Annotated in this window: 18 protein-coding genes; 12 read left to right on the forward strand and 6 right to left on the reverse strand. The window is 66.6% G+C overall.

Annotated features, from left to right (window positions below):
• Nucleotides 1-61: 61 nt before the first annotated feature.
• The 11 genes from A6A40_RS29130 to A6A40_RS29180 all read left to right on the forward strand — a co-directional run bounded on the left by A6A40_RS29130 (nt 62) and on the right by A6A40_RS29180 (nt 14764).
• On the forward strand, nt 62-2452 hold the full coding sequence (locus tag A6A40_RS29130) for a xanthine dehydrogenase family protein molybdopterin-binding subunit (RefSeq protein WP_108549313.1): 2391 nt from the start codon (nt 62-64) through the stop codon (nt 2450-2452).
• Nucleotides 2453-2480: 28 nt separating this feature from the next.
• A complete protein-coding gene (locus A6A40_RS29135; protein WP_108549314.1) occupies nt 2481-3272 on the forward strand; it encodes an FAD binding domain-containing protein in 792 nt (263 codons plus the stop codon).
• A gap of 70 nt (nt 3273-3342) precedes the next feature.
• Nucleotides 3343-4266, forward strand: coding sequence for an AAA family ATPase (locus A6A40_RS29140; RefSeq protein ID WP_174718560.1), 924 nt, complete (start codon nt 3343-3345; stop codon nt 4264-4266).
• 7 nt (nt 4267-4273) lie between these two features.
• Nucleotides 4274-5491, forward strand: coding sequence for a vWA domain-containing protein (locus A6A40_RS29145; RefSeq protein ID WP_108549315.1), 1218 nt, complete (start codon nt 4274-4276; stop codon nt 5489-5491).
• Nucleotides 5488-5817 carry an XdhC family protein gene (locus tag A6A40_RS29150; RefSeq protein ID WP_109155379.1) on the forward strand — a complete coding sequence of 110 codons (330 nt, stop codon included), beginning with the start codon at nt 5488-5490 and terminating at the stop codon, nt 5815-5817. The genes A6A40_RS29145 and A6A40_RS29150 overlap by 4 nt, the downstream gene beginning before the upstream one ends.
• Nucleotides 5814-6530 (forward strand): XdhC family protein, encoded by a 717-nt coding sequence (locus tag A6A40_RS29155; RefSeq protein WP_108549316.1) that lies wholly within the window; start codon nt 5814-5816, stop codon nt 6528-6530. Before A6A40_RS29150 ends, A6A40_RS29155 begins: the two co-directional genes overlap by 4 nt.
• 212 nt (nt 6531-6742) lie before the next feature.
• Nucleotides 6743-9418 (forward strand): ATP-binding protein, encoded by a 2676-nt coding sequence (locus tag A6A40_RS29160; RefSeq protein ID WP_236784131.1) that lies wholly within the window; start codon nt 6743-6745, stop codon nt 9416-9418.
• Nucleotides 9419-11041, forward strand: coding sequence for an ABC transporter substrate-binding protein (locus A6A40_RS29165; RefSeq protein ID WP_108549318.1), 1623 nt, complete (start codon nt 9419-9421; stop codon nt 11039-11041).
• Nucleotides 11042-11088: 47 nt separating this feature from the next.
• The gene (locus A6A40_RS29170) at nt 11089-12498 is read left to right on the forward strand and encodes a sensor domain-containing diguanylate cyclase (protein WP_108549319.1); all 1410 of its coding nucleotides are present in this window, start codon (nt 11089-11091) and stop codon (nt 12496-12498) included.
• 380 nt (nt 12499-12878) lie between these two features.
• Nucleotides 12879-13859 carry a pyridoxal-phosphate dependent enzyme gene (locus A6A40_RS29175; protein ID WP_108549320.1) on the forward strand — a complete coding sequence of 327 codons (981 nt, stop codon included), beginning with the start codon at nt 12879-12881 and terminating at the stop codon, nt 13857-13859.
• A 239-nt stretch (nt 13860-14098) separates the two neighbouring features.
• Nucleotides 14099-14764, forward strand: a complete 666-nt coding sequence (locus tag A6A40_RS29180) for a YitT family protein (RefSeq protein ID WP_108549321.1) — start codon at nt 14099-14101, stop codon at nt 14762-14764.
• Between the two features lie 15 nt (nt 14765-14779).
• Here the strand turns inward: A6A40_RS29180 and A6A40_RS29185 are convergent, their stop codons facing one another.
• The 4 genes from A6A40_RS29185 to A6A40_RS29200 form a co-directional block, all read right to left on the reverse strand.
• A complete protein-coding gene (locus A6A40_RS29185) occupies nt 14780-15502 on the reverse strand; it encodes a fused DSP-PTPase phosphatase/NAD kinase-like protein (RefSeq protein WP_108549322.1) in 723 nt (240 codons plus the stop codon).
• Nucleotides 15503-15568: 66 nt separating this feature from the next.
• Nucleotides 15569-16567, reverse strand: coding sequence for a hypothetical protein (locus tag A6A40_RS29190; RefSeq protein ID WP_108549323.1), 999 nt, complete (start codon nt 16565-16567; stop codon nt 15569-15571).
• A 5-nt stretch (nt 16568-16572) separates the two neighbouring features.
• On the reverse strand, nt 16573-17628 hold the full coding sequence (locus A6A40_RS29195) for a hypothetical protein (RefSeq protein WP_108549324.1): 1056 nt from the start codon (nt 17626-17628) through the stop codon (nt 16573-16575).
• A gap of 109 nt (nt 17629-17737) precedes the next feature.
• Nucleotides 17738-19252, reverse strand: coding sequence for a bifunctional metallophosphatase/5'-nucleotidase (locus A6A40_RS29200; RefSeq protein WP_108549325.1), 1515 nt, complete (start codon nt 19250-19252; stop codon nt 17738-17740).
• Nucleotides 19253-19439: 187 nt separating this feature from the next.
• Here A6A40_RS29200 and A6A40_RS29205 point away from each other — a divergent pair, with 187 nt between their 5' ends.
• Nucleotides 19440-20138: a type 1 glutamine amidotransferase gene (locus A6A40_RS29205; RefSeq protein WP_108549326.1), complete on the forward strand. Its 699-nt coding sequence runs from the start codon at nt 19440-19442 to the stop codon at nt 20136-20138.
• On the opposite strand, the gene A6A40_RS29210 is transcribed toward A6A40_RS29205, so the two are convergent.
• Nucleotides 20104-21762, reverse strand: a complete 1659-nt coding sequence (locus A6A40_RS29210) for an NTP transferase domain-containing protein (protein ID WP_108549327.1) — start codon at nt 21760-21762, stop codon at nt 20104-20106. The two genes, A6A40_RS29205 and A6A40_RS29210, sit on opposite strands and share 35 nt — an antisense overlap.
• A 119-nt stretch (nt 21763-21881) precedes the next feature.
• The coding region (locus A6A40_RS29215) for a glycine betaine ABC transporter substrate-binding protein (protein WP_272483274.1) at nt 21882-22109 on the reverse strand (228 nt) is incomplete at its 5' end.

Raw genomic sequence — 22109 nt, forward strand, 5'->3', positions numbered from 1 at the left:
GCTGAAGCCCAAAAATCAGATATTTCCGCATCTTACGCGTTCCTGTGGGAGGAAACACGAGATGGCGAACCCCAATGGCATCGGCGCCTCGGTGCGCCGGCGCGAAGACCAGCGCTTTCTGACCGGCCGCGGCAACTACACCGACGATTTCAAGCGCCCGAACATGACCCATGCGGTCCATGTGCGCTCCCCCTACGCCCATGCCCGCATCCTGGGCATCGACTTCACGGATGCAGCGGCGATGCCCGGCGTGGTCGCCGTGCTGACCGGGGCCGACATGGAGGCCGACAAGGTCGGCAGCCTGCCCTGTGGCTGGCAGATCCATTCCAAGGACGGCTCGCCGATGAAGGAGCCGCCGCACTATCCGCTGGCGCGCGACCGCGTGCGCTATGTCGGCGACGCGGTGGCGGTGGTGATCGCCGAGACCCGCGAGCAGGCCCGCGACGCCGCCGAGATGGTGGTGGTCGATTATGAGGAGTTGCCGGCGGTGGGGTCCTCCACCCGTGCCATCGCGGGCGGCGCCCCGCTGGTCCATGACGATGCGCCGGAGAATGTCTGCTACGACTGGCATCTCGGCGACGAGGCGGCGGTGGACGCAGCCTTCGCAACCGCGGCGCATGTCGCGAAGATCGATCTGGTGAACCAGAGATTGGTGCCGAACGCGATGGAACCGCGGGCGGCGATGGGCGAGTACGACCAGTCCAACGGCGAGTATACGCTGACCACCACCAGCCAGAACCCGCACGTCACCCGCCTGCTGATGGGCGCCTTCGTGCTGGGCATTCCCGAACACAAGCTGCGGGTGGTGGCGCCCGACGTCGGCGGCGGCTTCGGGTCGAAGATCTTCCATTACGGCGAGGAGGCCGTCGTCACCTGGGCGGCGCGCAAGGTCGGCCGTCCGGTGAAATGGACCGCCGACCGGTCGGAGAGCTTCCTGACCGACGCCCATGGCCGCGACCATGTCAGCCATGCCGAACTGGCGATGGATGCCGACGGCAATTTCCTGGCGCTGCGCGTCTCGACGCTGGCCAATCTCGGCGCCTATCTGTCGACCTTCGCGCCGTCGATCCCGACCTATCTCTACGCCACCCTGCTGGCCGGCCAGTACAAGACCCCGGCGATCTATGCCGAGGTGAAGGCGGTCTTCACCAACACCTCCCCCGTCGATGCCTATCGCGGCGCCGGCCGGCCGGAGGCCTGCTATCTGATCGAGCGGCTGGTCGATGTTGCCGCCGGCGTGATGGGCATGGACAAGACCGAAATCCGCCGCCGCAACTTCATTCCGAAGGAGGCGATGCCCTACCAGACACCGGTGGCATTGCAGTACGACACCGGCGACTTCGCCAAGAACCTGGACATCGCCCTGCCGCTTGTCGACTATCCCGGCTTCCAGCAACGCCGCGCCGAATCGAAGGCGCGCGGCAAGCTGCGCGGCATCGGATTCGCGACCTACATCGAAGCCTGCGGCATCGCGCCCAGCAATGTCGCCGGTGCGCTCGGCGCTCGCGCAGGACTTTATGAATGCGCGGAAGTCCGTTTCCATCCAACGGGTTCGGTGACGGTCTTCACTGGCGCTCACAGCCATGGTCAGGGCCATGAGACCACGTTCGCCCAGATCGTGGCGGACCGCTTCGGCATCCCGATCGAGAATGTCGAAATCGTCCACGGCGACACCAACAAGATCCCCTTCGGCATGGGCACCTACGGGTCGCGCTCGCTGGCGGTCGGCGGCTCGGCCCTGGTGAAGGCGATGGACAAGGTGGAGCGCAAGGCGAAGAAGATCGCCGCCCACATGCTGGAGGCCGCCGAGACCGACATCGAGGTGAAGGAGGGCCGCTTCACCGTCGCCGGCACCGACAAGAGCCTGGGAATCGGCGACATCGCCCTGCAAGCCTACGTCCCGCACAATTTCCCGCTCGACGAACTGGAGCCGGGGCTGGACGAGCAGGCCTTCTACGATCCGAAGAACTTCACCTACCCCAACGGCTGCCATGTCTGCGAGCTGGAAATCGACCCGGACACCGGCGTCACCACCATCGTCAACTTCGCCGCGGTGGACGATTTCGGCAACGTCATCAACCCGCTGATCGTCGAGGGGCAGGTGCATGGCGGTCTGGTCCAGGGCATCGGACAGGCACTGTACGAGAACTGCGTCTATGACGAGGAATCCGGGCAGCTCGTCACCGGCTCCTACATGGACTATTGCATGCCGCGGGCCGACGATGTCCCATCCTTCACCGTGCGCTATCACGAGGACCAGCCCTGCACCCACAACCCGCTGGGCGTGAAGGGCTGCGGCGAGGCCGGAACCATCGGCGCCGCTGCCGCGGTGATGAATGCGGTGGTGGACGCGCTGTCGGACTATGGCGTCACCCACATGGACATGCCGGCGACGCCGGAGAAGGTCTGGCGGACGATCCGCGACGCTGCACCTGCCATGGCGGCGGAATAAGACGGCCGAAGAAGAAGGAGGCTAGAGAATGTACGCGTTCACGTACCAACGGCCGACATCGCTTGCCGACGCGGCGTCCGCCATCCAGGCGGAAGAGGCCAAGCTGCTGGGCGGTGGCCAGACCTTGCTGCCGACGCTGAAGCAGCGGCTTGCCCGACCGACCGACCTGATCGACCTCGGCGCCATCCCGGAGTTGAAGGGCATCCGTGAAGTGGAGGGCGGCTTGGAGATCGGCGCCTTCACCCGCCATGCGGAGGTGGCCCATTCCGACCTCGTCAAGCGTGTGATCCCGGCGCTGGCCAGCCTTGCCGAGGGTATCGGCGACCGGCAGGTCCGCAACATGGGCACGATGGGCGGCTCCATCGCCAACGCCGATCCGTCGGCCGACTATCCGTCGGCGGTGGTGGCACTCAAGGCCACGGTGACGACCGACCGCCGGACCATCGCCGGCGACGATTTCTTCACCGGCATGTTCGAAACCGCGCTGGAGCCAGGCGAGATCGTAAAGTCGGTCCGCTACTCCCGTCCCGACAAGGCGGCCTACGCCAAGTTCCGCAACCCGGCCAGCCGCTATGCCATCGTCGGCGTCTTCGTCGCCAAGTTCGGCGCGGAGGTGCGGGTGGCGGTGACCGGCGCCGCCGGCTCCGTTTTCCGCGCCGAGGCGTTCGAGACAGCGCTTGCCGCCGACTTCCGCGCCGAGGCGTTGAACGGCCTTTCGGTGGAGACCGACGGCTTGAACGCCGACATCCACGCCAGCGCCGATTACCGCGCCCATCTCGTCACCGTCATGGCGAAGCGGGCAGTCGAAGCGGCGGGGTGATGTCGCTCCCTCTCGCTCTTCTGTCCCAGGAGAGCGAGAGGGCATTTGTTGTCAATTTTTAAGGCCTTCGATGATCACAGCCATTCCCGCCTCTGTCGACGACACGCTGGCGCTCCTCACCCGCGGGCATTACGTCGCGGACCGCTCCCTGGCGACGGCACTGTTCCTGGCGCTGAAGCTGAAGCGCCCGCTGTTCCTGGAGGGCGAGGCCGGCGTCGGCAAGACGGAGATCGCCAAGGTCCTGTCGGCGACGCTCGGGCGCAAGCTGCTGCGGCTGCAATGCTATGAGGGGTTGGACGCCTCCTCCGCCGTCTATGAGTGGAACTATGCCCGCCAGATGATGGAAATCCGGTTGGCCGAAGCGTCGGGCGCGCAGGATCGCGACTCACTGACCGCCGACCTGTTTTCCGAGCGCTTCCTGGTCAAGCGCCCGCTGCTGCAGGCGCTGGAGCCGGATCTCGCCGGGCCGCCGGTGCTGCTGATCGATGAGTTGGACCGCACCGACGAACCGTTCGAAGCCTATCTGCTTGAGATTCTGTCCGACTATCAGGTCTCGATCCCGGAGTTCGGCACCGTCCACGCGCCGGAACCTCCCATCGTCATCCTGACCTCCAACCGCACGCGCGAGATCCACGACGCCCTGAAGCGGCGCTGCTTCTACCATTGGGTCGATTATCCCAGTGCCGTGCGGGAGCGGGAGATCCTGTCGGTCAAGGCGCCGCAGGCCGATGCGCGGCTGGCGGCCCAGGTGGTGGGCTTCGTCCAGACCCTGCGCGGCCTGGACCTCTACAAGGCGCCGGGCGTGGCGGAGACGCTGGACTGGGCGCAGGCCCTCGTCGAGCTGAACCAGTTGGAACTTGAGCCCTCCGTCATCAACGACACGCTGGGCACGCTGCTGAAATACCAGGACGACATCGCCCGCATCCAGGGCAGCGAGGCGGCGCGCATCCTGACCCAGGTCAAGACCGAGCTGGCCGCAACCACCGCCCGCTGAGGCCGCCATGACGGACGATGTGCCGGCCGGGCGCCTTACCCTCAACCTGATGCATTTCGCCCGCGCACTGCGCGCCGCCGGCCTGCCGGTGGGGCCCGGCAAGGTGCTGCAGGCGGTCGAGGCCGTCGAGGCTGTCGGCCTATCGAACCGCACAGACTTCTACTGGGCGCTGCACGCCATCTTCGTGAACCGCCATGACCAGAGCGAGTTGTTCGATCAGGCCTTCCACGTTTTCTGGCGCAACCCCGACATCCTGAAGAAGATGATGTCGCTGATGTTGCCGAAGGTGCGGACGGAGGCATCGCCCGACCGGCCGGAGATGGCCCAGCGCCTCGCCGAGGCCCTGCACGGCAGCGGTGCGGAGAAGGAGGAACCGGAGAAGACGGAGATCGAACTCGACGCCTCCTTCACCGTGTCGGCCGCCGAACGGCTGCAGGACAAGGATTTCGAGAAGATGACGGGGGAGGAGATGACGCAGGCCAAGCGCCTGCTGACCCGTCTCGCCTTGCCTCTGGCGGAGGTCACGACCCGGCGTTACCGAGCGGACCCGATGGGACCGCGTGTCGATCCGCGCGCCACGCTGCGGCGGATGTTGCGCAATGGCGGCGACCTGTCGGATTTGGCCCGGAAGCGCCGCCGCACCCGGCCGCCGCCGCTGGTGGTGCTGTGCGACATTTCCGGCTCGATGACCCGCTACTCGCGGATGCTGCTGCATTTCATGCATGCGGTGACCAACGACCGCGACCGGGTCCACAGCTTCGTCTTCGGCACCCGCCTGACCAACATCACCCGCCATCTGCGCCACAAGGATGTCGACGTGGCGCTGGACGCTGTGTCGGCGGCGGTCGCCGACTGGTCGGGCGGCACGCGCATCGGCACCGCGCTGCACGCCTTCAACCGGACCTGGGCGCGGCGGGTGCTGGGCCAGGGCGCGGTCGTGCTTCTCATTACCGACGGGCTGGACAGGGATGCAGGGGAAGGGCTTGCGGCAGAGGCCGAACGGTTGCACAAAAGCTGTCGGCGGCTCGTCTGGCTGAATCCTTTGTTGCGCTGGGAAGGCTTCGCGCCGAAATCCTCGGGCATCCGGGCGCTGCTGCCGCATGTGGACGATTTTCTTGCGGCCCACAGCCTGAACAGCCTCGCGGATCTGGCCGGCGTCCTGTCGGCCGATGGCCCGCGTCGTAGCCCGGGCTTACGCCGCTGGTTGAAGGAGGCTGCGGGATGAACGACACCCTGATGGCGGACAACATCGTGGAGCAGGCGGCCGCATGGCGGGCTGCCGGCCGCAGGGTGGCCCTGGCGACCGTCGTGTCGACCTGGGGTTCCTCGCCGCGGCCGGTCGGCAGCCAGATGGCGGTGGACGACCGCGGGTCGATGGCCGGGTCCGTGTCCGGCGGCTGCATCGAAAGCGCCGTGGCCCATGAGGCCGCGAAATCGATGGAGGACGGCGAACCGCGCCTGCTGTCCTTCGGCATCACCAATGAAATGGCCTGGGAAGTCGGGCTGGCCTGCGGCGGGCAGGTGCAGGTCTATGTCGAGGCCGTGGAATGAAACGCGATATTCTTGACCGCCTGCTCGCCGCGAAAGCCGCGGCGGTTCCGGCCGCCCTGGTGACCGACCTCAACACCGGCCTCCAGACCCTGGTTTACGAGGACACCGTCCATGGCGCCTTCGGCTTGGAGCCCGACCTGTTGGACGAGGTGCGCCGGCGCATCCGGCAGGACCGCTCCGGCTTGCTGGTCGATCCGCAGGACGAGGACGGTTTCCGCCTGTTCGTGCATGTCCACAACCCGGCCATGCGCCTGCTGATCGTCGGCGCCGTGCACATCGCCCAGGCGCTGGCCCCGGCGGCGGCGTTGACCGGCTATGACGTGACGGTGATCGACCCGCGCGGCGCCTTCGCGACCGAAGCGCGCTTCCCCGGCGTCAAGCTGAACCATCTCTGGCCGGACGAAGCGCTGGCCGAGTTGAAGCCCGATGTCCGCACCGCGATCGTGACGCTGACCCACGATCCCAAGCTCGACGACCCGGCGCTGATCGCCGCCCTGCGCTCCCCCGCCTTTTATGTCGGTGCGCTCGGCAGCAAGCGCACCCACGCGCTGCGTCTGGACCGCCTGCGCGACGAAGGGCTGAGCGAGGTCGAGGTGAAGCGCATCCGCGGCCCCGTCGGTCTGTCCATCGGCGCGGTCACTCCGGCCGAGATCGCCATCTCGATCATGGGACAGATCACCTGCGTGCGCCGCGGGGAGAACCACCCCTGCTGAGTGGGATGGGCCGGCGGGCGCAAAGGCGCCCCGCCCGCTCCGCCGCTTGCATCCGTTCATCATCATTAGCGCTTTGCCCCCGCCTGTTGCTCTGATAATTCACACTGTGATCCTGTGTGCGGAGCGTTCGTGGCGGACCGCCGGCCATTCTCTTCGTTACCCCGGTTCCATACCGGGACAGCCTGCGCGCGGATCGACGCGGTGGGACGAGCATGAGGATTCGCTCACGCATCGCGATGGTGGGGGGCGTGCCGGTGGCGGTGGCCGCGGTGATCGCCGTAACCGGCGGCCTGCTGCTGGACCGCAGCGAACGGGTTTACGAGGCGGCGGTGCTTGCCGGTTCCGTCTACCGCGACGTGCTGGCGGCGACAGCGGCGCGGATCGATTATCTGCAGGTCGCTCCCGCCGATCGCTCCGGCCGCGTCGCCCGGTTCGAAGCACTGTCGGCCTCGGCCGGCGCCGAGTTGCAGCAGTTGGATTCGTCGGGATCGGCAGCCGCCCACCGGCCGGAAGTGGAGCGCGCCACCGCGGTGCTGGAGCGTTATGTCGCCCAGATGCGCAGCTTCATCGAGGTGACGGGAGCCAATGACGCGGCCGTCGCCGATATGGCCCGGCATGCAGCGCGGCTGATGTCGCTGACCGATCGCGCGCGGAAGCGCCAGCACGCCGCCAATGTGGATTCGCTCGGCTCGCTGACGGAGGCGGACCAGCGTCTGCGCGACAGCCGCGACGTGGTCGACGGGGCCCATGAACTGCGGGAAGCGATGCTGGCCCTGCAGCGGGCAGAGGCTCAGCATGTCGCCGCACTGGCCTTCGGCACCGGAGTCTTCGGTAATGGCCGGCCGTTGACCGCCGCGGATTTCCGCATCGCCACCGACACGCTCACCACCACTGCGGAACGGCTCCAGGCGGCCCTGCGCCGCACCGATCCGCTGGCCGACCGCTATCCGGCGACGGAAACCTCGCGCCGCTATGCCGCGACGGTGGCCGACCTGCAATCCGCCGTCCGGTCGCTGCGCGAGACGCAGGCGGAACGCGATGCGGCGCTGATCCGGTTCGAAGAGACCGTCCAGGCATTGGCCGGCCTCGGAAGCGACGGTGTGCCGGCCGGCAGCCTGGGGGAGCGGATGCTGGCGGAGCAGGTCAGCCGGACCCTTCCGGTGGTGCGGGCGCTTGTGCTGACCGGCACCCTGGGCCAACAGCCCGATGTCACCTTCCTGTCCACCCTGTTGCCTTCGGTCCGTCCGGCCCTGGACGGGCTGCATCAGGTGCAGGAACGCTCCACCACCGCGCAGCGGAGGCTTGCCGACGCCCAGCATGCCAGCGCCGAAGCCGCGTCCGCCATCGAAGCGTTGACCGCTCGCATCCTGATGGTGAAGGCGACCGGATACGCCGCGCTCCAGGAGGAGGTGGTGCAACTGATCGCCTACGCCATCCAGGCCAACGATACGGAACAGGAAACCCAGAATGTCGCCATCGTCGCCTTGCGTCTGGGTCGGCGGGCGGCCGATGCCGTGGCGGTGCGCGACGCGGACGAAGCCGATCGCATCGTCGACGATGCCGGCACGCTGCTGGGAACCGTCCGCGGCCTTCCCATGTCGCCGCTGCTGCAGGACGAGGTGCTGTCGGCCATCCGCAGCTGGCGTGACAGCCTGAGTCGGACCGCGGAGGGGTTGCGCCGGCTGAACCAGCTGCTGATCGCCATGGATCGCGATGCCAGCGCCCTGGTCGAGACCGCGCGGCAACTGGACGAAACCTTCCGCGACGAGGCGGCGCGAATCGGCGATCTGCTGACCCGTATCCTGATCATCGGGGCCACCATCGGCCTGCTGCTGGGCGGCGGCGCGGCGGTGGTGGTGGCCCGGTCCATCAGCAGACCGGTGCTGCGGCTGCAACGGCAGATGACCCGTCTGGCCGAGGATCCGCTGGCCGGCCCCATCGACGGCACGCGCCGTCAGGACGAATTCGGCGCCATGGCCCGCGCCGCCGCCTTTTTCATCCGCGAAATCGGCCTGCGGGAGCTGGCGGCCCGCGAAGCGAAGGAGCGTGCCGACCGGGCGTTGGAGGACCTCCGCCGTACCCAGGCCGATCTGATCCAGGCCGAGAAGATGGCCTCCCTCGGCGCGCTGGTCGCCGGCGTGGCGCACGAGATCAACACACCGCTGGGCAATGCTCTGATGGGGGCTACCCATCTGCAGGACCGGCTGGACGTGATCCGGCGGCTGGTGCAGGAGGGGAAGCTGCGCCGCAGCGAGTTCGCCGATTTCCAGGAGACGGCCGAGGAACTGTCACGGCTGATGGTGCTGAACCTTGGGCAGGCCGGCGAGCTGGTCCAGAGCTTCAAGCAGGTCGCTGCCGACCAGACCAGCGGCGAAGGACGGCGCTTTGCGCTGAAGCCTTATCTGGAGGATCTGGCGACCAGCCTCAGCCCGTCGTGGCGCCGGGCGGGACACAGTCTGCAGGTCGATTGCCCCGATGACATCGAGATCGATGGATATCCAGGCGCGCTGGCACAGATCCTGACCAATCTCGTCATGAACTCCATCATCCATGGCTATCAGGATGGCAAGGCGGGCCACCTGTTGATCGCGGCAAATGCGCCAAGCCCCGACCAAGTGGAACTGGTCTACACCGATGACGGCAAGGGTATTCCGGCGGCCGATTTGGGACGGGTGTTCGATCCCTTCTTCACCACGCGCCGTGGAGCCGGCAGCACCGGGCTTGGGCTGCACATCGTTTACAATCTTGTGGCGAATGCACTGGGTGGAAGGGTTGCAGTGGAGAGCCGGCCCGGCCAGGGCGTGCGCTTCACCATTCGCTTTCCACGACGACTTGCTACTGATAACGTGGGCCTTGAGATGCAAGCACAATTCGTGCAGGAGCAGTAAGTGCCTTTTCGACCGAAGACATTCACGAAAAGCATTGCAAAGGGGTTGTCTGCTCTGATCGCGCTGGCAGGAATGTCCGGCGCCGCACAGGCTGACAAGTCACTCGTCTACTGCACGGAAGGAAATCCGCAGAGCTTCAATGCGCAGGTGTCCACTTCCGGTACCAGTGTGAATGCGGCCAGCCCCCTGTTCAACAACCTGGTTGAATTCGGCCGCGGCAGCCAGATCATCGCTCCTGCCCTTGCCGAGTCCTACACGGTTTCCGACGATGGTCTGGTTTACGATTTCCGTTTGCGCCAGAATGTCCAATTTCATTCCAACGAACATTTCAAGCCCAGCCGAACGCTCAACTCCGACGACGTACTGTTTACGTTCGAGCGTCAATGGAAGAGCGACCACCCCTATCACACTGTCGGGCCGGCAACTTACGATTACTTTCGGGGCATGGGGCTGCCGGCCCTGTTGAAATCGGTTGAGAAACTGGACGACCATACGGTCCGTATCACCCTGAACCGGCCGGAAGCTCCGTTCCTGGCCGATCTTGCCATGCCGTTCCTGTCGATCCAGTCGGCGGAATATGCCGACACCCTGATGAAGGCGAAGCGGCCGGATCTGTTCGATGAAGACCCCATCGGCACGGGGCCGTTCCATCTGGTGTCGTACCAGCCCGATCTGGCCATCCGCTACAAGGCGTTCGACGCCTATTGGCAGGGGCGCCAGCCTCTGGACAACCTGATCTACTCGATCACCCCGAACATCGCGGTGCGTCTGAACAAGCTGCGGTCCGGCGAGTGCCATGTGATGATCTTCCCCAACCCGGCGGAGTTGGGAAAGATCGAGAGGGATCCAAATCTGGTCATCGAGCAGCAGGACGGGAAGAACGTCGCCTATATGGCCTTCAACACAGGCAAGCCGCCGCTCGACGATGTGCGGGTGCGGCGCGCCATCACTCTGGCGATCGACAAGCGCACATTGGTCGATGCCGTCTACCAGAATGGAGGACGGCCGGCGAAGAACCCCATTCCTCCCAGCATGTGGTCTTACGACGACAGCATCGAGGAGCATCCGTTCGACCCCAGGACGGCGCGCGACCTGTTGATCGAAGCGGGATATCCGGAAGGCTTCACCCTCGATCTCTGGTATCCGCCGGTCACGCGCCCCTACATGCCCAACGGCAAGCGCGCCGCCGAGATGATCCGGGAGAATCTGGAACGGATCGGCATCAAGGTCGTACCGAAGACCGAGAACTGGGGCAGCTATCGCAGCCGCGTGACCCAGGGCGAGCAGGATATGGTGATCTATGGCTGGACCGGCGACAACGGCGACCCAGACAACTTCCTGTACTTTCTGCTGAGTTGCACCGGAGTGTATCCGGGCGGGACGAATGTCGCAAGATGGTGCAATCCGGATTTCGAAGAGCAGATCACAAAGGCAAAGGTGGACAACGACATCGAAAAGCGCGCGATATATTATCGGAAGGCGCAGCATGTCTTCCATCGGGAAATGCCTTGGTTCCCGATTGCCAATACGTTCATTGCGGTGGTACATCGCAAGGAAGTGAAGAATTATACCAACAATCTGTTCAAGCAGGACTTCTCAGGCGTCGACATCGAAGCCCAGTGAGCGCCAGGGATATGAAAACCAAGACCGGACCAGCCTCCTTTGAATGCATGTCTCCCGATGACCTGCTGTTCGGCAACGAACAGGTGGAGGCATTGCCGGAGCAGTTGTCGGAGAGTGCAGCCCCCTGGCCGGTCCTGGTGGTCGACGACGACGAGCAGGTGCATGCGATGACGCGCGTCCTGCTGAACGACTTCGAGTTCGAAGGCCGGCGCTTCGCCATCGTCAGCGCCTTTTCTGCCGCGGAGGCACGGGGGATCCTGGCAGAACGGACGGATCTGCCGGTGGTCTTGCTGGACGTGGTGATGGAGACCCCTGATGCGGGGCTGCAGCTTGTCCATCACATCCGCCGCGACCTGGGCAACCGCCATATCCGCATCATCCTGCGCACCGGTCAACCAGGACAGGCGCCGGAACGCGAGGTGATCGTCGCCTACGACATCAACGACTACAAGAGCAAGGCCGAACTGACCGCTCAGAAGCTGTTCACCAGCATCATCGGCGCTGTGCGCGGCTGGCGTGATCTTGTCACCATCGAGACGCTCAACCACTCCCTGGAGCGCCGGGTGGCCGAGCGCACGGCGGAACTGGAACGGCAGACCGCGCTGGCCGACGAGCAACGCCGATTCATCGAAAATCTGGTGGAGATGATGCCTAGTCCGGTGTGGTACCGGGATGCCGCCGGCCGCAGCAGCTTGTGCAATCGCGCCTTCCGCGAGTTGTTCCCGGATGCGGACGGTATCGACTCGATCGTCGACGGACAGGGGCGGGCGGGTACAGGCACCGAGGCTTACTCCTTCGAGACCAGTGTGACCGGCCCTGATGGAGCGCCGCGCGAACTGCTGGTGGCGAAGCGTCCGCTGATAGGGGTGGATGGTGCGGCTGCCGGCCTGATCGGGATCGCCACTGACATCACGGAACGTCGCCGGATGGAGCATGAACTTCATCGTCTGGCCACGACCGATCCGCTGTCCGGCGCCCACAACCGCCGCCATATCCTTGACCTGCTGGAACAACTGCTGACCGGGCAGGTGAGCGCGGAACAGCGGTCCATTGTCGGACCGTCCTGCCTTCTGATGCTCGACATTGATCACTTCAAGCGCATCAATGACGGGCTGGGCCATGCTGCCGGCGATGCCGCCATCCGCAGCGTGGTGGAGGAAATCCGCCGCCATCTGCGGGCAAGCGACCAGATAGGCCGTATCGGTGGCGAAGAGTTTGCGATCCTGCTGGCCGACACCGGCCGGACCGATGGTGCCGCGATAGCGGAGCGGCTGCGCAGCGGTCTGGCGGCGCTGGCGATCCCGTTGCCCGATGGCCGGCGCTTTCAGCTGACCGGCAGCTTCGGCCTGACGGAGGCCAAACCGTTGGAGGATTCGGTGGAAAGCGTGCTGGGCCGGGCCGATCATGCGCTCTACCGTGCCAAGGCGCTCGGCCGGAATCGGGTCGAGCTGAACTGACGGCAGATGGCCGGCCTGCGGCATTTTGTTCGATCACGGCTTGACCGATGCCGCGGCAACGGGTATGCAGATCCTATGAACACCACCGACACCATGCGAATGCGAATTACCGGCCCGGCGCTCTGAGCGTCGGACAGTTGCCGTGTTCGTTTTCAATGGTCGTGTGGAGTGTGTGGCGTGTCGCTGCACCGTGTGGTCACCGGAACCCTCAATCCGGTTCATGACAAGTCCAATCGTCTGACCGCTGTGGCGGTGCGCCAGTCTGGCGTCCGTCCCGGCGAGCGAATGTGTGGCTCGGCGCGAATTACTCACCCGGTCCGCTGAGGCGGTCCGGGTCAAGCCCGTCCTACCCGAAAATTCGTTCGTCGAGGAATTTCGCGATGCTCACCGCGCATGCCGATGCCGCGCGCACCCTGTCCGTCTGCACACCGGTCGACACCCCCGCTTTTGAGAACGACAGCTTGCCTGCCTGGCTGCCGCTGTCGGCGATCACCGACGCCGCCCTGCGATTGTCCGGCCAGATCGTCCGCACCCCCCTGCTCCATGCCTCTGCCCTGGGTCGGGACCTGTGGCTGAAGGCAGAGGTGTTCCAGGCCACCGGCGCTTTCAAGGAGCGCGGCGCGCTGAACCGCCTGCTGCGGCTGACGGCGCCGGAGCGGGCCGGCGGCGTGGTGGCAATGTCAGCCGGCAACCACGCGCAGGGCGTGGCGCTGCACGCGGCCCGGCTCGGGGTGAAGGCCACCATCGTGATGCCGGAGACGGCGCCCCGTTGCAAGGTGGAGCGGACCGCCGCCCTCGGGGCCGAGGTGCTGCTGCACGGCGCCACGGTGGGCGAAGCCAAGGGCAAGGCGCTGGAACTGGCGACGGAGCGGCGGCTGACCTTCCTCCATCCCTATGACGATCCCGATGTGATCGCCGGCCAGGGCACCGTCGGGCTGGAGATCCTCGCCGACCGGCCGGATGTGGACACGGTCGTGGTTCCCGTCGGCGGCGGCGGGCTGCTGGCCGGCGTCGCCGCCGCGGTGAAGGCGCAGCGCCCGCATGTGCGGGTGATCGGCGTGCGGCTGGCCCGGCGCGGTGGCCCGACACTGGCCGACGGCATCAACGTCCACGCGCTGGGCAAGCTGCCCCAGGCCATCGTGGACACGCTGGTCGACCGGGTGGTCGAGGTCGAGGAGGCGGAGATCGCCGCCGCGATGCGCGCCCTGCACAGCTCCTTCGGCGTGGTGGCCGAGGGGGCGGGCGCTGCCGGCGTCGCCGCGGTGCTTGCCGGTCGGCTGGGACGGACGGGACGGACGGTGGCGGTGCTGAGCGGCCGCAACGTCGACGGCGACACGCTGGCGCGGACGTTGGCGGCGTGATTTCCGTCCGTCCGTCGACCGCTACGGTTTGTTCACCTCCATGACTTCCCCGCCCTCGACCAGCCGGAGGCGGGGAAGTCATGGAGGCGGGGCAAACAGGCCGGCACCAAAGGACCGTCTCGGCAGCCAATCCCCCGCAAATCGCATAGCTCCCCTCTTCGCCGAAGCGAAGTATGGATAGGTCAGTAAAAATGACCTATATTGGATGTCGCGTGTAGACACACAGGCGACACCGAAGGGTGATTGGCATGGCGAACAATTCCTCCCCGACTATTTCGTCATCCCCCGCATCGGTCACTTACGAGCGCCCGAAGGCGGCGCACAGTGTCTTTGACAATTTGCAAGGGCAACTGTTCGGCATTGTCATGACGTCGTTCGGCATTGCCATCCTCCATGCCGCCGGGCTGGTCACCGGGCAGGCGGCAGGGCTCAGCTTCGTGATCTCCTACGCGACGGGACTCGACTTCGGCATTCTGTTCTTCCTGGTCAACCTGCCTTTCTACTTCCTTGCGCTGGCCCGCATCGGTGTCGGCTTCACGGTCAAGTCGCTGATCGCGGTGACCGGCATCGCCGTGCTGTCCGGCCTGCTGCCGTCGATGATGAGTTTCAGCGCAATCAATCCCTATGTCGCGGCGGTGCTGGCGGGATTCTGCGTGGGGATCGGGGTGATCGGGCTGTTCCGCCATGGCGCCAGTGGTGGTGGCGTGGGCATCCTCGCCTTCTATCTGCAGGAGAAGACCGGCTTCCGCGCCGGCTGGATGCAGTCGCTGTTCGATCTGGCGGTCTTTTCCGCCGCTGCCTTCGTGCTGGAGTGGCCGGCGCTGCTCGCTTCCATCCTGGGGGCTGCGGTGCTGAACGCCTTCGTCGCCTTCAACCACCGCGCCGACTGGTACGTCGCCCGCTGAACGGAGCGGGCCGCCTTATTCGCGGCCCAGCACCCGGTCCACCACGGCGTCGGCCCATTCGCGCGAGCGGAAGCTCGCCTTGGCTTCGACCGGGTCGTAGACGCGCTCCACCCAATCCCAGAACTCGATCGGTCGCTTCTGGTTGTAGGCGGCATACAATTCGAAGAAGTAATCGAGGATGCCGGTCTTGGCCTGCTTGAAGTGGCCGTACCGCCAGGACAGCTGCTTCATCGCTTCGTCGAGCGGCTTGCCTTCATGGGCGAACAGGTAGAGCGTCGACATGAAGCCGGCGCGGTCGGCGCCGGACTTGCAATGCATCAGCGCCGGATAGCTCATGGTCTTGAACAGTTCGCGCGCCTTCAGAAGGGTTTCCTTCTTCGGCATGTCGCGGGAGTTCACCGGGAAATCGACCAGTTCCAGCCCATGGGCGCGGCAGGCCTCCGCCTCCAGGATGTAGGAGGCGCAGTCGCGCGAGCCGCGCAGATTGAGGATCGTCTTCACGCCGTTACGAGCCGCCGCAGCGATGTGGGAGGGTGACGGCTGGCTCGCCCGGTACATGTTGGGCGAGATGCGGTAGGTGTTCGAATAGATCAGCCGGAAGCAGGCGTGGTCGATGAACACGCTTTCCAGATGGCCGAGCGCGCGCTGCCACGGCGTTGCCATGCGGCTGCGGTTGCGCTTGATCGCGTCGGCCAGCGCGGTGGTGGTGACCGCCCGCAGATAGCTTTTCTTCGCCAACTTAGACCTTTCGACTCTGACGGAACGCCAACATAGGCATGGTCGCCGTTCCGTCAAGAACCCCCGTCACACCGTCTTCCCCTGCAGCCGCACATACATGCCGTATTGCGTGGCCAGGGTCAGCACGATTTCCATATAGAGGTTGATCAGGCCGTTGGCGTAGAAGGCCGGGCAGCCGGTGTAGTGGCGTTCCCCCGCCATCGCGGTCGGCTCGATCAGGTCGGTGTTGAGGACGATCAGGTCCTTGTCCGGATCATGGAGGAAGGCCGACTGGTCGCTGCGCAGCGGGTGGATGGCCTGATGGTCGTCGGCCTCGATCTTTCCCGCCGCCATGAACTGGCACAGCATGCCCAGGCTGCCCATGGCGAGCGGCAGCACCTGCTTCAGGCTGCGGCGGGCGAGGTCGTCATAGGCGGCGGCCTCCAGACCCGGACGCAGCAGCGGGGCGGCTTCCACCAGATTCCAGCAGACATGAAGCGCGGTGTGGCTGCCGGTCTTGGTGATCGACAGCATGTCGTAGCCGGACGGACCGTGCAGGACCGACCTCTGCAACTCGCGACCCAGCACATAGCCGGCGGCGGCCATGTCGGTGATGGTTCCCTCGGTCCGGCAGCGGTCCTCCTCCACCATCACCTTGATCGCCCAATCCTTGATGATGGCGTCCAGCAGATGGCAGACCGAATCGCGCAGGAAGCCGACCAGGCGGTCGGGATCGGCGGCATCGATGCCGGCCGGATCGGCGAAGTCCAGCCCGTGCGGCGAGTCCGGCGGGGTGGACAGCATCAGATTGCCGGCCTCGTCGAGCGGCATGCGGGCGATGATGTGCTCCCGCAGGTCGGCATAGAGAAAGCCCAGCAGGGTGTTGATCGCGACCTTCTCGAAATCCTCCTTGCGGGTGTCGGCATGGGCCGGGCAGTGACCGGCCAGCGTCAGCAGTTCCTCGCTCAGGAGATAGCTCGGTTCCTCGGCGATGCGGTGCAGGATGGGCGCAAGGTTGATCCGGGTCATCCCCGCCTCCTCATGCGCGGATGCGTAGGTCAGGGCGAAATCGTTGGTCCGGGCCATCGGGCTCAGCCCTCCTGCAGGCGGTCGTAGACGGAATATTCCAGGGCCAGCCCGGCCACGATGTCCAGATACAGCTTGATCAGGTTCGTGGTGTAGAAGGCCGGGCAGCCGGTGTAGTAGCGCTCGCCGGGCTTGGCGAAGGTCACGATGGGATCGGCGTTCAGCCGGATCAGCCCGTTGCCGTCCAGCACGAAGGCGGTCTGGTCCTTGGGCAGCCGGTGAACCGCCAGCCCGTCGGCCGGCTCGATTCCGCTTTCCTCCATGTAATGGACCAGCATGCCGAGGCTGGCCATCGACAGCGGCACGATCTGCTTCAGGCTGCGGTGGACAAGGTCGTCGTAGAAGGCGGCGTCGCGGCCGGGCACCAGCAGGGGAGCCGCCTCCACCAGCGCCCAGCAGATGTGGATCGCGGTGTGGCTGCCGGTCTTGGTGATCGACAGCATGTCGTAGCCGGCGCGCTGGTAGAGCGGCGAATGTTCCAGCACGCTGCGCAGGACGAAGGTCGCCGCCGCCTCCAGCGAGATGGCGCCGGTTCCCTGGGAACGGAAATACTCCTCCTCATGCACCAGATCGACGGCCCAGCCGGTGATCAGCCCGTCCAGCAGATGGCAGGTTGCGTCGCGCAGGACGGAGCAGAGAACGTCGGGCTCCGCCGCGGCCATGGCGGCGCGGTCGGCCGGGTCCAGCCCGTGGGGGGAGCGCGGCGGGATCGGCAGCATCGGCCGCCCCTCGTCATCGAAGGGCAGCTTTTCGGCGATGTGGTCGCGCAGCCGGTTGAACAGCAGGGCCAACAGGCTGTTGACCGCCACCTTGTCGGCATCGTCCTGGGGGATCGGCGGGGCGCCGTCTGCTGCTCCCTCTGGCTCACCCTCGGTCTTGCCGGCATGGAACGGGCACTGGCCCCCACCCTGCCGGAATTCCTCGCTGAACAGGAAATTCGGCTCCGCCTGGATGCGCTGCAGGATATGAGCGACCGACACCCGCCCCAGACCGGCCTCGCCATGGGCGGTGTTGAAGGTCTGGGCGAAGTCGTTGGAACGGCTGGGCAGGGTATCGGACATGCGGCGGCTTCCGGCGCGGCTATAGGGCGGATGGGCTACCCTAAAGGCAAATGCCGCACCTGCGCAACGGAGTGTCGCGCCGCAGCCCGATAATGTCCCGACAACTGCGTTATTTTGCCACGATCCGCCCTTCCACCACGGACGCGACCGATTTCTTGGATTCGACGTAATTCATCACAATGGTTGCCAGCAACACTGCACCCGATGCATCGACGATCACTTTGGAACGCGGGAAGGCGGAATAGCCGTCCCCGCCCTTCAGCATGTAGTCATTGGTCGCGACGCGGTAGATCGCCTGCGGCTCGATCGGCTTGCCCCCCACGGTTACGGACGAGACTCGGCGTCCGGCCGGGGCCTTGGGATCATAGGTCATGGTCAGCCCCGACACCTGCGGAAAGCGGCCGGCTTTTTCCTCCACCTTGCCGACGCCGTGCTCCAGGGTGGAGATCAGATCCTGGCCCGACATCTCCACCAGCACCCCGACATTGCCGAAAGGCAGTTCGGCGAAGATGTCGCGGCGGGTCAGGCGATGACCGGCGGGGTGCAGCGCATCGGCGCGTATGCCGCCGCCGTTGGTGATCGCGACATCGGCCTTCAGCGTCTCGCGCAGGGCGTCGGCGATCAGGTTGCCCATGCTGGCCTCGCGGCTGCGCACCGCGTCCTTGCGGCTGTCCAGCTCGGTCGTGGCGGTGCCGATCACGGCGGCGAGATCGTTGTCGAGCCGCTTGGTGTAGCCCTCCACCACCGCCTCGACCTCCGGATCCGGGGCGACGCCGGCGGTGGTGACGAAGCGCCATTCGGTCGGCAGGGTGGTGGTCGCCGGGCCCTTGCCGGAATCCTTGGTTTCCACGGCCAGCTTGACGACGCCAAGATACCGGGCGTCCTGCCCGGCCTTCAGGATCAGGGTGGAGCCCTCATAGAAGCTGATCGGGTCATGGTCGTGCCCGCCCAGGATCAGGTCGATGCCCTTGACCTTGGCGGCCAGCTGCCGGTCCTCCTCGATGGTCAGGTGGGTCAGCGCCACCACGACCGCGGCGCCCTTCCCCCGCAGCTCCTTCACCGCCGCCGCCGCAGTCTCCAGTACCGGCGGAAAGCTGAGTCCGGGGCCGGCGCTCGACAGCCGGGCGGTGTCGGGGGTTATCAGGCCGATGAAGCCCACGGTGATGCCGTCGACCGTCCGGGTCCAGCTCGGCACCGTCGTCGCGAAGGCGGAGCCGTCGGCGGCGCGCACATTGGTGCCGATCCAGGGGAACTTCGATTCGGCCATCCGCCGCTTCAGCGCGTCGGGACCGAAGTCGAACTCGTGGTTGCCGAAGGTCACCGCATCGACGCCGATGGCGTTGAACAGGGCGATCATCTGCTCGCCCTGCGTCGTGCCCGACAGCAGCGACGGCGACAGGAAATCCCCGCCCACCGTGGTGAAGGCATCGGGGGCCGAGGCGCGTTCGCGCTTGAGCAGGGTCATCAGCGGCCCGAACCCACCCTGCCCCTTCACCGGTTCGATCTCGTAGACGTCATTGATGTGCAGGAAGGTCAGCGAGCCGTTCTGCGCCCAAGCGGGCACGGCCATGCCGAGAATGGCGGCGAACAGCGGAGCGGCGAGAAGACGGATGCGGGACGGCATGGGGCGGACCTCCGGCGCGGCGCGGGACAGGACGGTTGACGGGCACTCTAAACCAGCAGACCGGCGGAACGCATAGCGGCTTTGCGGGGCGGAGCATGGGATCCGGAGCGCCTGCGGCTTGAACTCCGCCCACGACGGTCTCACAACTTGATGACACCCGTGCCAACGACGCGAGCCGAGCAGACCCATGCGCATCCTGGTCGTTCAGAACAGCCGCACCGCTCCCATCGGTCTGGTGGGCGACGCGCTGACCGACAACGGCGCCACCCTCCACACCATCGCCGCCAACGAGGGGGAGGCGATCCCGGAAAAGGACGGCTATGCCGGCCTCGTGGTGCTGGGCGGTCCGCAGGACGCCTGGGACGACGCGAAGGGCCCGCATTTCGGCCGGGTGATGGAAACGATCCGCGCCTTCACCGATGCCGACCGGCCGGTGATGGGCATCTGCCTGGGGGCGCAGCTCGCCGCCCGCGCCTATGGTGCCAAGGTCTACCGCCACACCACTCCGGAACTGGGCATCCACCGGGTGAGCCTGACCGACGGCGCGCAGAACGACCCGCTGCTGGGTGGCTTCGGTCCGGCGCTGAACCTCGCACAGTGGCATTATGACACCTTCGAATTTCCCGAGGGCGCCGTACCGCTGGCCTTCAGCGAGGCGTGCGACCGGCAGGCCTTCCGGCTCGGCCGCGCCACCTACGCCTTCCAGTTCCACCCGGAGGCGACAGGCGAGATTCTGCGCGGCTGGGCCTCCCGCATCCGGGAGGAGGCGCGGGAGAGCAATGCCGACATGCTGCACGGGCTGGAGGATTCCATCGCCACCCATCTGCCGGTGGCGGAGCAGTTCACCCGCGCTATGACCCGGCGCTGGCTGGATCTGGCGCGCTGACCCTTTCTTGGCTGGCGGTTTCGGTGAAGCGGGCCAGCAGGTCGGGGGTGTCGACGTCGTAGAGGATGCCGGCATCCTCAACCGCCACCTCGCACAGCCGGTCGGCATGCTGGCCGATCAACCGCTTCGCCCCGGCATCGCCGCTCAGCGCCGCCATTTCGGTGAAGAAGGCGCGGTCCCACAGAACGGGATTGCCCTGCTTGCCATGGGCGGTCGGCACGCAGATGGCGCGGCCTTCCAGCGGGCTGTAGGCGGCGATCAGCCGGTCGATCACGGCGGACGCCACCCGCGGCATGTCGCCCAGGCAGACGATCACCGCATCCGACTCGCTCGGCACCGCCGCCAGCCCGGCGCGCAGCGAACTGCTCAGCCCCTCGGCGAAGGCGGGATTGTGGACGAAGGTCACCGGACGGTCGGCCAGCGCCCGCGCCACGCTTTCCCCCTGGTGGCCGGTGACGACGATGACGTTGGCGGCCTGGGAGGCCAGGGCGGCATCGACCGCGCGGGCGACCAGCGGTGCGCCGTTCACCTCCGCCAGCAGCTTGTTGGTCGGTCCCATACGGCTGGAGCGTCCGGCCGCCAGCACCAGCGCGGTGACGCGCGGCGCCCGTGGAGGCTGAGCCGCCACGCCGGCCCGCGGCAGGGGCCGCGTCGGAATCTCCGCCAGCAGCCCGCCGATGCCCATCCGCATCACCTCCGCCCTGCCCGGCGGCACGCCCGCCGCAATCCGCTGCAGCACCCAGTCGAAGCCGTTCAGCTTGGGCGACCGTGCGCAGCCCGGCAGGCCCAGCACCGGCCGATCCCCCCGTCGGGCCAGCAGCAGCAGGTTGCCCGGATCCACCGGCATGCCGAAATGCTCCACCACGCCCCCGGCCCGCTCGATGGCCGCGGGCAGCACGTCGCGCCGGTCGGTGATGGCGGAGGCACCGGCGATCAGCAACAGGTCAGCCGATGGCATCGCGGCGATCTGGTCCGCCAGTGCGCCCTCCTCATGGGCGCAGCGCGCCTCATGGGCCAGCGAGCCACCGAGAGCCTCCACCCGCTCCCGCGTCACCGCCACCGTCTTGTCGAGGACGCTGTCCTTCACCCCCGGCAGCCGGGTCTGGATCAGCGCCACCGACAACGGGCGGTAGGGCAGGACGGCCAACGGTGCCGGCCCGTCGGCCGCCAGACGCTCCGCCTGTTCCACCGCGGCGGCGGGGGCGGCAAAGGGGATGATCTTGACGGTCGCCAGCATCTGGCCCGGTTCGACCGGGGCGTAATCCGGCAGGGTGGCGATGGTGACGCTCTCGTCGATGGCGTTGACCGCGTCGATGCGCGCCGGGTCGAGGCGAAGCAGGCCGCGCGCCTCGGCGAACAGGTTGACGCGGCCGGTGAAGGCGGCGGCGACCTGCACGTCGGCGCCCGCGACTGCGGCGGCGATGCGGGTCGCGGCGGCGTCCTCCGCGATGTCGGCATCCGTCAGCTTGGCGGCGATCACCTCGCCGACGCCAGCGTCGCGCAATGCCACGACATCCGCGGCCGACAGACGCCGGCCCTTCTTGAAGGCAAGCGCCCCCAGGCGGAGCGAATGGGCAAGGATGGCGCCCTCTGCGTCTGACAGGGGAAGCGGGCCGAAAAACATGGGGGCTCCGGGCGGGCACGAAGGATTGCCCTCCGATATGGCGGCCGGACCATCACCAGGCAATGGCCGGGTTGCCGCCTTGGCAGGCGCGACTGCCGTCCGGAGCCCCCCCCGTCAGGTCACGACTTCGTCGCCACGCCCAGCTTGGCCTGCACGGCCGCCAGACCGTCCTTGCCGTCGATGGTTGTGACGCCGTTCAGCCAGCCCTTCAGCACGTCGGGGTTCTTCTTCAGCCAGGCCTTGGCGGCGGCATCGGGCTTCTTGTTGCCGTTCATGATCTCGCCCATCACCGCATTTTCCATGTCCAGGGTGAAGGACAGGTTGGACAGCAGCTTGCCGACATTCGG

The organism is Azospirillum humicireducens (genome assembly GCF_001639105.2).
Taxonomy (GTDB): Bacteria; Pseudomonadota; Alphaproteobacteria; order Azospirillales; family Azospirillaceae; genus Azospirillum; species Azospirillum humicireducens.